We start from the raw sequence: 13,468 nt of genomic DNA, 5'->3' as shown, positions 1-13,468 counted from the left end.
GGGTTCATCCCGGAAGGTTTGACCTGCCGGGATGAAAAAGGTTGATTACTTTGCAATCCAGACATCATCCATCGGCTCATTCAATCCGATGGCCGTGCGGACGAGGTTCTTCACCTTGTCGCGATAGACGGTCGTGTTCTGCATGTCGAATGTCCACAGAAGCGGAACATCGTCAGCGAGAATCTTCTGGACTTCCGAATAGGCCGCAGCGGCATCCTTCTGGTCAACGGCGTCCGCCGCCTTGTTAAACAGTTCATCGACCTTCGGATTTTCATAGGCTTCATTATTGCCCGCATGCGTACCCTTGACGATGTTGTCGCTGTAGTAGATGCGTGCAACGCCCTGAGCCGGATGGCCAAACTGGTAAAGGTAATTAAAGGCAAGATCGAAATCGAAATTGCCCATATTCTGCAACCAGCCGCCAGCGTCAACGGCCTGAATGCTGACCGTGAAGCCCAGTTCTTCAAGTTGCTGCCTCACATACTCCGCCAGGCGATCCCAAGTCGCACCATAGGGCAGGCCCATGAGACGGATGGGATGCTTGCTCAGATCAATACCGGATTCGGCAACGAGCTTCTTCGCAAGTTCCATATCGAAGCCATATTGCGGAAGCTCCGGGTCGTGGAAAAGCGTTGTTGCAGCGAACGGTCCGCGTGCGACCTTGCCTTCACCAAAGAAGATCGCATTGACGATGAAATCACGATCAAGCGCATGATACATGGCCTTGCGGATATTCTTGTCCTTAAAAACTTCAAGGCGCAGATTCGGCTGGATGAACATCTGCGGCGAGAAATATTCCCAGCCTGCCGTCGTCGTTTCCACACCAGGCAGTGCCGCCAGCGAGCGAATGCTGAAGCCTTCGACGTCGCCGCCACGCAACACATCAACAGTCCCCTGCTCGAAAGCTACGCTACGGGAAGCAGCATCTGGAATGACGCGAAAATAAAGATCGTCCAGATAGGGCTTTCCGTCCTTCCAGTAATCCTCGTTGCGCACGAGGTGAATGTAGCTTCCGCGCTGCCATTCCTTGAACTTGAAAGGACCCGTGCCGATCGGCGTGCTGTTGGCCGGATTGGTACGATAATCGGTGCCTTCATAAATATGCTTGGGCATAATTGGGAATGAGCTCAGTTCGAAGCCATAGAGAAAGGCCGAAAACGGCTTTTTCAGCTTGAAGACAACCGTCAGATCGTCAGGTGCGTTCACCTCTTCGACATAGGATTCGGCAATCAGGCGCCAGCGCGGATGAGCGTTGATCAGAAATTCATTGGCGGTGAAGACTACGTCAGCGGCGCTGAAGGGCTCGCCGTCATGCCATTTCACACCTTCCTGAAGCTTGAAAGTATAGGTCAAGCCGTCGGAAGACATTTCCCAGCTCTTTGCGAGCTGTGGCAACGGGTTGAGGTTTGTGTCATAGGTCAGCAGGCTCTGATAGATCTGACCCGCCACATAAAGCGTCGGGCCTTGCGTATTGAGGCCGACCACCAGCATGGGCGGTTCGGGCTGAACGATCATGTTCAACGTGCCGCCCTTCGTCACTTCAGCGTCGGAAGCGCTCTGGGCCATGGCCGCGCCGCTTACGCAGGCACAGCTCAGGAATGCGGCTGTCGCCAGCCGGACCAAGGATTTTAGCATATAGGACTTCCCCTTTTATTTCACACGATTCTGAGTTTTAAGATCAGTAATATCTGTTTTCTGACAGTATGATGCATCTTAATTTCCTGTCAACAGACTATCTATTTATTTTTTAACTATTTGATATTAATCACTTATTTTAAGTATATTGATTGCCATCCTATAAACATAAGCACAATTTTTATATTTGAATATGTTTTGATGTATCATTTTTTCATAGCACAAGCGCAGAGAGCAGGCATAAGATAAAATCAGCCTGCTCATCCTCACGGAGCGGATTGAATATTTTGCGGGTATAGCTTCCAAGAATGCCTTTGAGCGGCTCACAGTGCACGCTGGCACCTTGCGGCAGAAGGGTGATGCCCCTTATTATCTGCCGCAAGTTCCATTGCATCAGTAGCAGACGCTCAGGCTTCGCGGCTCCAGCCGGAAATCTGTTTGGAGTCCATGAACTCCTCCAGTCCCATCAGTCCACCTTCGCGCGCGCGACCAGATGCTTTCACGCCGCCGAACGCCGATCCCGCGCCGCGAGATTCGCCATTCATCTCAATCATCCCCGCACGTAGCTGGCGCGCAAGCCGGTTGCGACGTGCACCGTCCTGCGACTGCACATAGTTCGTCAGTCCGTAAATCGTATCATTTGCGATCCCGACGGCCTCTTCCTCGCTATCAAAAGGAATGATCGACAAGACAGGACCAAAAATTTCCTGCCGGGCAATCGACATTTCATTGTTCACGTCCGCGAAAACGGTCGGGCGAACGAAATATCCGCGATTGACGCCCTCGGGAAGCCCAGGACCGCCAGCGACCAGACGCGCACCTTCATCTATGCCCTGCTGGATCAGGTCCTGAATCTTGTCCCACTGCAATTTGCTTACGACTGGACCGATATGCTTGCCGGACTGATGACCCGACGCAACGGCCGTTTCCTTCGCCACACGCGCAGCCGTATCAACAGCCTGGTCATATATCGAACGCTCGACCAGCATACGGGTCGGGGCGTTACAGGACTGGCCGCTATTGTTGAAGCAATGGCGTGCACCACGCGCGACCGCATCGGGATCGGCGTCGGCGAAAACCAGATTGGCACCCTTCCCGCCCAGTTCCAGCGTGACTTTTTTCAGACTGTCAGCCGCAGCTTTGGTGATCGCAATGCCGGCGCGTGTCGATCCGGTGAAGCTGATCATGTCAACGTCCGGATGGGTGGAAAGCTGGGTGCCTACACCGGTTCCGTCGCCGTTCACCAGATTGAGCACGCCCTTGGGAACACCTGCTTCATGTACGATTTCCATGAACAGCATGGAGGAAAGCGGCGCAATTTCAGAAGGCTTGAGAACTGCCGTATTACCTCCGAGCAGAGCTGGAAGCACCTTGAGCGTGACCTGATTCATCGGCCAGTTCCAGGGCGTGATCAGGCCGACGACGCCAATCGGCTCCCAGGCCACCATCGTGGTCGGGGCATGATCGCCCAGGGGAGCGATAAACTTGAAATTGCGGAATGCATTGAGGAAGTTTTCAATGTGATAGCTGCCAGCGCCGGTCTGGTCAGACAGTGCCATATCCTGCGGTGCGCCCATCTCCAGAGTAATGGCTTCGGCCATTTCCTTCGCGCGGCGCTTGTAGATTTCAAGGATTTTCTCGGCATAGGCCAGACGTTCAGCAGGTGAGGTCTGCGACCAGCTGGCAAAAGCGGCTTTCGCAGCGGCTACCGCACGGTTTGTATCCGCTTCGCTGCCGATGGTTATGACAGCGACTGCTTCTTCAATCGAGGGATCGATCACTTCCAGATCGTTCGGCTTGGCGGGGTCCACCCAAGCACCGTCAATGTAAAACTTACGCTTATCCAATATTGCGGCCATAATGTCCTCCTTCTGGTCGCTGCAAGCACCCGTGCGGGCCGGTCGTCATCGACAACCGGCCCTGTACAAGCGCACATGTATCATACGTCTCTGCCAGGAATATGTGAAACCTCTGCGTTTCTTATGCCCTGTCAAATGGGATTCGTATAGGCCGTCTTCGATACGGTGTAGAATTCCCGCGCAGCGCGGCCCTGTTCACGCGGGCCGTAGCTGGAGCCTTTCCGCCCGCCAAACGGAACATGGTAGTCAACGCCGGCAGTCGGCAGATTAACGAATACCATGCCCGAATTCGACCGGGTTTTGAAATCCTCGGAATATTTGAGCGAAGTCGTACAGATGCCCGAGGAAAGTCCAAGATCAGAATCATTGGCGATGGAAAGGGCTTCCTCATAATCCGCCGCTTTCAGCACGCTGACCACCGGACCGAAAATCTCCTCACGGACATGCACCATGCTGTTGGTGCAATTGGCGTAAACGGCAGGCGACATGTAGAACCCGCGCTCCGGTCTCTCGAGCACTTCACCGCCGCAAAGCCGCTGCGCGCCTTCGCCATCGGCGATACCGATATAGCGCAGATTGGTGTCGAGCTGGCGCTGATCCACTACCGGTCCGATCTGGGTGGATGGATCAAGTGCGTTGCCGACAACCAGACTACGCGCCCGTTCGGCCATCCCCTCGGCCAGTGCATCGTAAATGCCCGGCGTAGCGATGATACGGGTATTCGACGTGCAGCGCTGTCCGGTCGAGATGACCGAGCCGCCAATCGCGCAATCGATTGCATTGGCGAGGTTGGCGTCGTCGAGCACCACCAGTGGGCTTTTACCGCCCATTTCCTGCTGGATCTTTCCGCCGCGTTCCGCAACGATGGTGCGAATGCCGCGTCCCGTCGCTTCGGAGCCCGTGAAGGAAACCGCGTTCACATCCGGCGAGCGCGTTATGATTTCGCCCACCACGCTGCCGCGCCCCATCACGAGATTGAACACCCCGGACGGAAGCCCCGCACGCGCGAGGATGTCGGCAAGCGCCCAGCCACAACCCGGCGTGAGGTCGGCAGGCTTGAAGACAATCGTATTGCCGAAAGCGAGCGCCGGGGCGGCCTTCCATGCGGGAATGGCGATGGGAAAATTCCATGGCGTAATCAATCCGACGACGCCTACCGGTTCATGCCGCACTTCGACCCGCACGCCGGGACGGATGGAAGCAATGGAAAGTCCTTCTACGCGCAGAGCTTCCTGTGCATAGAACTTGAACAACTGGCCTGCGCGCGTGACTTCACCGATACCTTCGGAGAGGATCTTGCCTTCCTCGCGTGACAAAAGCTTGCCGAGTTCTTCGCGGCGCGCCAGCAATTCGACGCCGACCCGTTCCAGAATTTCGGCCCTTACCTGCGGCGAGGTTGCGGCCCATGACGGCAGGGCGGCTTTTGCCGCCGCAATGGCGTCTTGCGTCTGCTGGGCGGATGCGCGTGCGTAAAGACCGACCAGATCATCGAGATCGGAAGGGTTACGGTTTTCGCTGAAGTCATCGCTGCCGACCCATTCGCCATTGATGAAATTCGCTTTTTCAAGCTTTGTCATACCGATATCCTCTTTCGTCACGCCACACCTGCTTCTGCTTCGACTTCGCGAAGCGATTTTGCCACGATTTCAAACATGTCATCTGCCTGCTCACGAGTGATAATCATCGGCGGGCAGAAAGCAACCGCATCCATCATATTGCGCGAAATGAGGCCGTGGCGCTGCATTGCCGCGTTCATCAGCGTGCCAAGCGCACCCGGCTTTTCGACGGATTTGGCTTCCTTGTCATTAACCAGTTCTATCGCCGCGATAAGTCCCACGCCGCGCACTTCGCCGACCAGCGGACTGGACTTCAGCCCTTCCAGGCGTCCAAGGAAGTGATTGCCCACATCACGCGCGTTTTCAACCAGATTGCGCTCCTTGATGATCGCAAGATTTTCAAGAGCGACAGCCGCGCCAAGCGGATGACCGCCTGCCGTGAACCCGTGGCCGAACGTACCGATCTTGTTGCTCTCGTCGGCAATCGGACCAAATACGCGCTCATTCACCATCAGGGCAGAGAACGGAACATAGCTCGACGTAATCTGCTTCGACATGACGATGATGTCAGGGCGGATATCATAGGTGATCGAGCCGAACATATTGCCGGTGCGGCCAAAACCGCAGATCACTTCGTCAGCCACGAACAAAATATCGTATTTGGCAAGCACCGCCTGGATCTTTTCAAAATAGGTGGCGGGCGGCGTTATCACGCCACCGGCACCCATTACCGGCTCTGCAAAGAAAGCGGCGATCGTATCCGGTCCCTCGCTCTGGATCAGCGCATCGAGTTCCTCAGCGCAACGGGTCGCGAAATCCTCTTCGCTTTCGCCGGGGCGAGCATCCTTCCAGTAATGAGGCGAAGATGTATGCAGAACGCGGTCGATAGGCAGATCAAAGGAGCGATGATTGTTGGGAAGTCCGGTCAGGCTTGCGGAGGCGATCGTCACACCATGATAGCCACGCTGGCGGGCGATAACCTTCTTCTTTTCCGGCTTGCCCATCGCGTTGGAGCGATACCAGATCATCTTGAGCACGGTGTCGTTCGCTTCCGAACCGGAATTCGTATAGAAAACCTTGCTCATCGGAACCGGTGCCAGAGCGATAAGCTGTTCTGCGAGATCGATGGCAGGGCCGTGGCTCTTGTGTCCGAAATTGTGATAGAATGGCAGCTTGCTCATCTGCCTGGTGACAGCATCGACCAGCCGCTGTTCATTGAAACCGACACCCACGCTCCAGAGTCCGGCAAGACCCTCAATGTAGCGGTTACCCTCATTGTCGAAAACATAGATGCCATCACCATTCTCGATGACCATCGGCCCTACTTCGGCATGACGCCGGGCGTTGGTATAGCCATGAAAATGAAATTCGATATCTCTCGCTTCCGGAGTGTTCGTGAAGTTTGGGATCGTATTCATGAAGAGCTTCCTTGAGTAAAGGCGGTCGCCCGCCGAGATGCCTTATCGTGGAAACAGCGCGGCTCCCCGCGCCGAAAATGGTTCAGACAGCGATTTTCTCCAGAATCTTCGAGCCTATTTCAGCTCCGATCGGGAATGCTGATGTTGCAGCAGGAGACGGAGCGTTGCAAACATGAATGGTTCGCGCTGTCTGCCGCAACAGGAAATCGTCGATCATCTTGCCGTCCCGATCGACCGCCTGCGCCCGGATTCCCGGTTCATACGGCTTGAGATCGGCAAGCGTGAGCGCCGGGCAATAGCGACGGCAGCGATCAAGATAGACCTGCCGCGACAGCGTACCCCGCAATTCGTGAATTCCGGGCTTGACGGAACGCGCCATCAGCTTCCAGAACCCCGGAAAGACAGCGCTGCGCAGGGCATCGGCCAGAACGAGACCATTGCCCTTGTAAGTTTCGCGACCCAGAGAGAAAACGGCATTCGGACCGACAGTCGTGTAGCCGCCGATCATTTTGGTCAGATGAACACCCAGAAACGGCAAGGACGGATCGGGAACCGGATAAATCAGGTGGCTGACCAGATTGCCGGCCTGTTCCGACAGACGAAAATACTCGCCGCGAAACGGGATAATGCGGAAATCGTCGGCCAGTCCAGACATTTCCGCCAGACGGTCGGCCTGAAGTCCGGCACAGGCGACAAGCATGGAAGCGGAAAAATCCCCCGTCGAGGTTTGTATCGCTACTTCATCCGCCGTTTCCCGCAGCCCGAGAACCTGTGTGCCAAAACGGAATTCAACCCCTTCCGCCATCAATCGGTCCCGCAGAACCCGGCAGATGCGGCCATAGTCCACAATGCCGCTGGCGGGACTTAGAATGGCGCGAACGCCGGTTATGTTCGGCTCGATTTCAGCCATTTCCGCCGCTTCGACAACACGAATACCAAGACCGTTGCTTTCAGCTCTCGTACGAAGATTTTCCAGTGCCGCAAGCTCACTCTCGTCGGTTGCGACGATCAGTTTGCCGCATTCGTCGAAAGGAACATTGTTTTCTTCGCAGAAAATTTTCGTCTGCTCGGCACCGGCCTTGCAAAGCCGCGCCTTAAGGCTACCGGGCGCATAATAGATGCCAGCATGAATGACTCCGGAATTATGCCCCGTCTGATGCAGGCCGGGAGCATCTTCCTTCTCGATCACCATGACGCTCAGGCCCGGACGCGAACGTCTCAGGTGATATGTAGTCGCAAGACCCACAATGCCTGCGCCTATCACAATGATGTCGTGTTTTGCCATGGAGTTATTCACATCAATCCGGATTCATTGCCTCTGCCTTCCTAACTAGAGGAATGTGAAGCAGAGTTCGATACAAGATTGCTTAACGTAAGTTTGAAGGTTAGATAACCAAACCATGCCGGAGACGATCGTGACAAAGCATTCAACGCCTTTTCGAGGCAATCTCTCAAATGCCGATATCGCCCGTTTGCGGGAATTCGTGGAAATCGTTTCCGCAGGCGGCATCACCGCCGCACAGGCCCGTCTTGGAAAAGGAAAATCCGCCATCAGCCTGGGCCTGACCCGTCTGGAAGAAAGGCTGGGACTGCATTTATGCGAACGCGGGCGTGGGGGCTTCCGCCTTACCCAGCAGGGATTGCTGGTGCATTCCGCCGCAGTGCAATTGCTCTTCGAGATTGGCCGCTTCAGCGATTTCATAGGTGCAACGACGCAGAAACTAGAAGACGAAATAACCCTGTTCGCCGATGACAGTTTCGTATTCGAGTTTGCCGAATCGCTCGCGCGCGCAGTCGCGAAGGTCAACGACCATTATCCGGATATCAAACTGAATATCCGCATGACCTCGCCCGATCATATCTATGCCTCGGTTCTGGAAGGCTCTGCCGATATCGGCTTTACAGCACTCATACGTCATGACCCCGCCCTTAACGCTACCCCCATTCGCACCGAAATGATGGGAATTTTTTGCGGAAAGGACCATCCGCTGTTCCATGCAGACGATACCAAGCTCACTTATGACGATCTGCGCCAGCATGGTTTCGTGGCGTCCGAAGTCATGCAGGAAGAGGGTTTTTCGGAGTTCTTTCGCGGCCTCACCGTAAAGGCGGTCGCCCCCACGATTCTGTCGCGGATGATCATGGTACTCTCCTCCCGCTATCTGGGCGTGGTCCCCATCGAATTTGCCCGCCATTGGGTCGAAAAAGGCGCAATAAGAGAATTGCAGATAGATCGGGGTCGGACGGCAAATATGTGTTATCTCATTCACCGCAGAGCCCGCCCGCTGGGCCTTGGCAGCGCAATCTTTCGTGACATGATCGTCAAGGAATTGCGTGTAAGCTGACGCCGAAACGGCTACGCGCCCAAATGGATGTTTTCATCGCCGCGCGTACGGATATGGACTGAAAAGCCGGACAATTTCCCAAGCGCGGTCTTTATTTCCGAAACATCCATGAGATTGAAAGCCGTGGCCCACGCGTCGGCTGTTGCGGCACTGGGCGCAATAACGCTTACGCGCCGATATAATGCACTCGAATAGCCGGTTTTGGGGTTCAGCAGGTGGTTGAAGCGGCCTTTTTCATCGAACTGAAAACCGGAAAAGCTCGAAGTTGCCAGCGCCTGATCCCTTATATCGAGAGTTTCCACCGGTCGCGGATCGGTTTCAAGATTGGCTATTCCGATGCGCCATGGCTTGCCGCCCGGTTGGGTTCCGATGACGCGATATTCGCCCATATCCACCAACCCGTGTCTGACGCCCCCCTTTTCAAGCACAGACACTATACGATCCGTTATATAGCCCTGCGCAATACCGTTGAGAGTCAATGCCATCGAAGGTTGCGTAAAGGCGATGCGCGTTTCATTGAACAGCACATGGCTGAACCCGACCTTCTCTAGCGCCGCATCCCATTGTGCGCGTGTCGGGCCGAAAGGATCAGGATCAGCCTGCGAAAAATGTTTGTACAGGCATTGCCAGAGCGGCTGTACGGTTGGATCGAACATGCCATCGCTCAATTCCCAACATTCACGGCAAATGGCGAGCAGTTCCATCAGTTCCGGCGAGGGCATCGCCAATGCACCCACGCGGTTGAGACGCATCAGTTCGGAATCCGCACGGTAAAGGCTGAAAATATTCTCAAGCCGCTCAGCTTCCCGCACCGCGTCGTGCAAAAGGCGCTGCGCTGTCCCCCTATCGCGATGGTGAAGCATGATCTTCGCGGGAGCGCCGAGCGCCTGCCCTTTCCAGATCAGCGGCTCTGTTTGCCCAGAGGCAGACGCGAAACGCGGTATCGCCAAAAATGCCATCGCGCAGGCGCTTCCGGCAAGAACCAAGCGACGGTTAATGTGCATGACTTTCCTCGATCGATGATCCATCCTGTGAGGCAGCTTGATCGCCCAATACATACTCTCGTGGCATTTCATCGAAACCGACGATCCGCCCGCCCTTGCCGGCGGCAAATTGTTCGGCTGCCTCGCGGGTGGAAAAAGGTACCGCCTCCTGCGCACCCATGCCGCCCACGGCGTCGCTTTCAATGACGAAATACGCTTTGCGCGCATCGACCCAGTTTTCCGCGCCTGGCTCTTCCCAGTTTGCTGCTTTGGCCATATCGGAAACATAGACGGCGGCGATGCCTTTTGGCTCTTCCGGCAGCATCGTGAAAGCAATTGCGTCGCGCGCCGAAGAGAACCAGACCGGCTCATTGGCGGGTTGAAGAATGATCTGTCCTTTCGGGCCCGGATGTTCGAGCACGTTCATGCCGCAATAGCGTCCCATCGCCGAATCCGTCAGCGCGAAAGGCACGACGATTTCCTGTTTTTGCTCCTGCGAACAGCCGGCAAGAGTAAGGACCAGAAAGGCAGAAGCGAAAAACAGAGACCCTTTCATAGTTCTTTCCTTGAAAAAATAAACATGGATAGCGTAAGCGGCAGAAGCGTCCAGATGCCAAGGGCAGTTGTGAGCGCCAGTGGCCCCAGCGTCGCATTACCGGCCATGCCGGTAAGCGCGCCCGCCTGTGCAGTACCGAAATTAAGCAGGCGATAGGAACCTGCCGGATTGAGCAGCAGGAAACTGTTGAGCGCATTGACGCCGATCATACGGCCCTGATCGAAAACCAGTAGCGCCAGCAGCGCCGCATCGTAAATCAGTACGAAGAACAGCCAGACTCCAATCGCGACACCCGCCGCCGTGCTGCGCTCGCGCACCAGCGTACTAGCCAGAAAGCCGATGGCGATAAAGACCGCGCCAAGCAGCACCGAAGAGCCCACCAGCGTTGCAAAGCCATGCCAGCTTCCGCTCCCGGCTTCACCAGCCAGAACCAGCGCGAGAGCGGCAATCCCATAGCCGGAGAATGTTGCAAAAGCGAGAATGGCCAGATGGCCGAGAAACTTGCCGAGTACAACCTGCGTACGGCTGAGCGGGTAGCTCAAAAGCAGCAGCATGGTGCCGCGTTCCATCTCACCCACGATTGCATCGTGAGAAATCAGTAGTGCGATCAACGGAATGAGAAAGATGGTGAGGCTGGAAAGGCTGACGATCACTATGTCGAGACGACTTGCGGCAACCGAGCTGCCCGTGGGCGCGCTGCCCAGAAAAGTCATGCTGAGCGCCAGTGCGGCCAGCAGCAGTGTGGTCGCCAGCACCCAGCGATTGCGCAGGCCTTCCTGAATTTCCTTGCGCGCAATGATAGCCATGTTTTTCATTCTGCCGCATCCTTTGCAACGGCATTTCCGACATTGAGAAAATGCGCATAGAGTTCATCGAGCGTCGGCGGGATGACATCAAGTTCGCAAAGGTTGTCATTGGAAGCGATGATGCGCCGAATAAGCTCCATCTTGCCTTCCACCGGGGCTTCGGTTTCAAAGATGTCCGCACCCAGCCGCTGCCAGTACAGGCTTTTCCGATCCGCCTCGGCGGGCAGTTGAGGGGTACCATCTATCTGTACGCGGATATGCAATGGCAAGCGCGAAATCCGGCGCAGGGCTTCGATGGAGCCATCGGCAATGATCCGGCCTTTATTTGCGATAATGACGCGCCCGACCTTGCTTTCAAGCTCTGTCAGCGCATGCGACGACATGAGAATGGTGGTTCCTTCCTGCCGCAAACGTTCCAGAATATCATAAAAGCTCTGGCGCAATGCGGGGTCCAGCCCGGTCGTCGGCTCATCGAGCAGCAGCACGGCGGGCTTGCCCAGAAGCGCCTGCGCAAGCCCCAGCCGCTGGCGCATGCCTTTGGAATAGGTGCCAACCCGGCGCTGCGCGGCATGAGACAAGCCGACGCGGCCGAGCAACTCGCCGGTCTGGTCCAGCGGCACATTTTTCAGGCGTGCGTAAAAGCCAAGCGTTTCAATTCCGGTCAGCGCCATATTGAAGGAGACGTGTTCGGGTAGGTAGCCGAGCCGCAGCCGCGCCGCAAAAGCACCTGCTGCCGGGTCTTCGCCTAACACACGGATATTGCCCTGTGTCGGGCGGATCAGGCCAAGCATGAGCTTAATCATCGTAGTCTTGCCAGCACCATTATGGCCGACCAGCGCGATGAATTCCCCGGCATTGAGCCGGAAACTGGCATCGCTGATTGCATGAAAGCCGTCATAGGATTTCGTAACCTGATCGAGAACCACAGTTTCAGTCATTGTTTTTAATCTCCGCTAGAGGCGGCTTCATGAGAGGATGGCTATCCACGACACCGCCGGGCAAAAGAGCGGGAAATTGCGTCTGCGCCCACCGGATCGTTTCAACAGCAGGACTGTTGATAAGAATTTTTGCCTGCGGTGCGGTCCATAAGACCTTGTCGATCAGATCATTGGGCCGGTAGGGATTATCCGCGATACCATCGCCATTGAGATCGAAAGCGGGGTTGTCGCTCCAATAATTGCCACGCCCGTCTACCGACCAGTCAAGGTCGCGCGTGCCGACATATTTGACCTGATTGCGGTTGTTGATGAAGGCATTGCCGCTCATGGCATTGCCTTCCGATCCGGCAGTGAAATGAATGCCGATACTGCAATTCTCAAAGCTGTTACCAGTGAATTTGTTCTTGTTGGCATTGTAGATGAAAACGCATTTTTCCGGCCCAAGACGCGTGGCTTCGCCTGCCGGAGCTGCTGCCTCGTCATCAGCGGGCAGGCCGTGCTCGCCCCTCTGCAAACCCGCATCGAGCCAGCGGTCGATAGACTGCATCCGCCCGATGACGCGATTGCCCGAAATAACGGAACTGTTGGCGTAGTTGAACAGCAATCCATGATCGCGATCGCCATCGGATAAGTTATTCATCACCTTGAGGCGATTGGTGTACATAATCGCGAAGCCAACCGAATTGTTGCGCGATACATTGTCGATCACTTCGCTATTGTTGGTGTACATATAATGGACGGCGAAACGCACATTCTCCATCAGATTGCCGCGAAAGACGTTCTTGCGGCTGGCATTGGTATAGATGCCATCGCGCCCGTAGCGGATGACGTTGCCGATGACCTTTGCACCCGGCGCATTCCAGATCGAAATGCCGCTGCCGGTCTGCGTCATGCGGACATTACGCCGTCCGATCACCTCATTACCGCTGGCAATGGAATCGGCAGCTCCATGCAGATAAATTCCGTAGAGATTATCGATGAGACGATTGTCTTCAACGCGCGCGCCGGTGGCCGTTCGGGAAACGAAAATACCGGCATTGAGTTCGGGCATGTTCTCGCCCGAACCCCGTACTTCAAGACCGCGAACGGTGGCGCTAGGCGAATTGATCGTAATGGCATTGCCCACGCCAAACCCATCGAGAACCGCTCCCGGTTCGCCTGTTAGTTCGATGGCCTGATCAATGACGACGGAGCCTTCGTGACGGCCTGCGGCCAGCCGGACGATATCGCCCGGCTCGGCCTTATCTATAGCCGCCTGCACGCTTTCGCCCTTGGCCACGTCAATCTGTTTTGCCTCTACCCCACCGCAAACGGCGATAGCGAGAACAGCACCCAGACAAAGGGAAAGCGGCAGGCGGAGGATCATCATGGC

11 protein-coding genes are annotated in these 13,468 nt (G+C 55.7%); 1 reads left to right on the top strand and 10 read right to left on the bottom strand.

Annotation, left to right across the window (positions count from 1 at the left end; genetic code table 11):
• Positions 1-45 precede the first annotated feature (45 nt).
• From KUG47_RS09225 to lhgO, 5 genes are all read right to left on the bottom strand, one after another.
• Positions 46-1,635, bottom strand: a complete 1,590-nt coding sequence (locus KUG47_RS09225) for an ABC transporter substrate-binding protein (protein ID WP_217677663.1) — start codon at positions 1,633-1,635, stop codon at positions 46-48.
• Between the two features lie 407 nt (positions 1,636-2,042).
• The gene (locus KUG47_RS09220) at positions 2,043-3,485 is read right to left on the bottom strand and encodes an aldehyde dehydrogenase family protein (protein WP_217677808.1); all 1,443 of its coding nucleotides are present in this window, start codon (positions 3,483-3,485) and stop codon (positions 2,043-2,045) included.
• 140 nt (positions 3,486-3,625) lie between these two features.
• A complete protein-coding gene (locus tag KUG47_RS09215; protein ID WP_217677662.1) occupies positions 3,626-5,071 on the bottom strand; it encodes an aldehyde dehydrogenase family protein in 1,446 nt (481 codons plus the stop codon).
• A gap of 17 nt (positions 5,072-5,088) precedes the next feature.
• Positions 5,089-6,468 carry an aspartate aminotransferase family protein gene (locus KUG47_RS09210; protein WP_217677661.1) on the bottom strand — a complete coding sequence of 460 codons (1,380 nt, stop codon included), beginning with the start codon at positions 6,466-6,468 and terminating at the stop codon, positions 5,089-5,091.
• Between the two features lie 82 nt (positions 6,469-6,550).
• Positions 6,551-7,753, bottom strand: a complete 1,203-nt coding sequence (lhgO, locus tag KUG47_RS09205) for an L-2-hydroxyglutarate oxidase (RefSeq protein ID WP_217677660.1) — start codon at positions 7,751-7,753, stop codon at positions 6,551-6,553.
• Positions 7,754-7,883: 130 nt separating this feature from the next.
• Between lhgO and KUG47_RS09200 the strand changes: the two genes are divergently transcribed.
• The gene (locus tag KUG47_RS09200) at positions 7,884-8,813 is read left to right on the top strand and encodes a LysR family transcriptional regulator (RefSeq protein WP_217677659.1); all 930 of its coding nucleotides are present in this window, start codon (positions 7,884-7,886) and stop codon (positions 8,811-8,813) included.
• Positions 8,814-8,824: 11 nt separating this feature from the next.
• On the opposite strand, the gene KUG47_RS09195 is transcribed toward KUG47_RS09200, so the two are convergent.
• From KUG47_RS09195 to KUG47_RS09175, 5 genes are read right to left on the bottom strand one after another with little or no spacing between them, the layout of a single operon-like run.
• A complete protein-coding gene (locus tag KUG47_RS09195; protein ID WP_217677658.1) occupies positions 8,825-9,817 on the bottom strand; it encodes an FAD:protein FMN transferase in 993 nt (330 codons plus the stop codon).
• A complete protein-coding gene (locus KUG47_RS09190; RefSeq protein ID WP_217677657.1) occupies positions 9,807-10,352 on the bottom strand; it encodes a nitrous oxide reductase accessory protein NosL in 546 nt (181 codons plus the stop codon). Before KUG47_RS09190 ends, KUG47_RS09195 begins: the two co-directional genes overlap by 11 nt.
• Complete coding sequence (locus tag KUG47_RS09185; protein WP_217677656.1) at positions 10,349-11,167, bottom strand: ABC transporter permease subunit; 819 nt, start codon at positions 11,165-11,167, stop codon at positions 10,349-10,351. Before KUG47_RS09185 ends, KUG47_RS09190 begins: the two co-directional genes overlap by 4 nt.
• On the bottom strand, positions 11,164-12,096 hold the full coding sequence (locus KUG47_RS09180; RefSeq protein ID WP_217677655.1) for an ABC transporter ATP-binding protein: 933 nt from the start codon (positions 12,094-12,096) through the stop codon (positions 11,164-11,166). Before KUG47_RS09180 ends, KUG47_RS09185 begins: the two co-directional genes overlap by 4 nt.
• A complete protein-coding gene (locus tag KUG47_RS09175) occupies positions 12,089-13,465 on the bottom strand; it encodes a nitrous oxide reductase family maturation protein NosD (protein WP_217677654.1) in 1,377 nt (458 codons plus the stop codon). The genes KUG47_RS09180 and KUG47_RS09175 overlap by 8 nt, the downstream gene beginning before the upstream one ends.
• Positions 13,466-13,468 lie beyond the last annotated feature (3 nt).

The organism is Falsochrobactrum tianjinense, from assembly GCF_019100495.1.
Classification (GTDB): Bacteria; Pseudomonadota; Alphaproteobacteria; order Rhizobiales; family Rhizobiaceae; genus Brucella; species Brucella tianjinense.
The sequence above is the reverse complement of the archived record's forward strand: the minus strand, read 5'-3'. Positions and strand labels throughout refer to the sequence as shown.

What these genes read in the sequence shown, in the direction of transcription:
- KUG47_RS09225 (WP_217677663.1), bottom strand. Translation starts at nt 1,635, where the DNA reads ATGCTAAAATCCTTGGTCCGGCTGGCGACAGCCGCATTCCTGAGCTGT.
- KUG47_RS09215 (WP_217677662.1), bottom strand. Translation starts at nt 5,071, where the DNA reads ATGACAAAGCTTGAAAAAGCGAATTTCATCAATGGCGAATGGGTCGGC.
- KUG47_RS09210 (WP_217677661.1), bottom strand. Translation starts at nt 6,468, where the DNA reads ATGAATACGATCCCAAACTTCACGAACACTCCGGAAGCGAGAGATATC.
- lhgO (WP_217677660.1), bottom strand. Translation starts at nt 7,753, where the DNA reads ATGGCAAAACACGACATCATTGTGATAGGCGCAGGCATTGTGGGTCTT.
- KUG47_RS09195 (WP_217677658.1), bottom strand. Translation starts at nt 9,817, where the DNA reads ATGCACATTAACCGTCGCTTGGTTCTTGCCGGAAGCGCCTGCGCGATG.
- KUG47_RS09190 (WP_217677657.1), bottom strand. Translation starts at nt 10,352, where the DNA reads ATGAAAGGGTCTCTGTTTTTCGCTTCTGCCTTTCTGGTCCTTACTCTT.
- KUG47_RS09185 (WP_217677656.1), bottom strand. Translation starts at nt 11,167, where the DNA reads ATGAAAAACATGGCTATCATTGCGCGCAAGGAAATTCAGGAAGGCCTG.
- KUG47_RS09180 (WP_217677655.1), bottom strand. Translation starts at nt 12,096, where the DNA reads ATGACTGAAACTGTGGTTCTCGATCAGGTTACGAAATCCTATGACGGC.
- KUG47_RS09175 (WP_217677654.1), bottom strand. Translation starts at nt 13,465, where the DNA reads ATGATGATCCTCCGCCTGCCGCTTTCCCTTTGTCTGGGTGCTGTTCTC.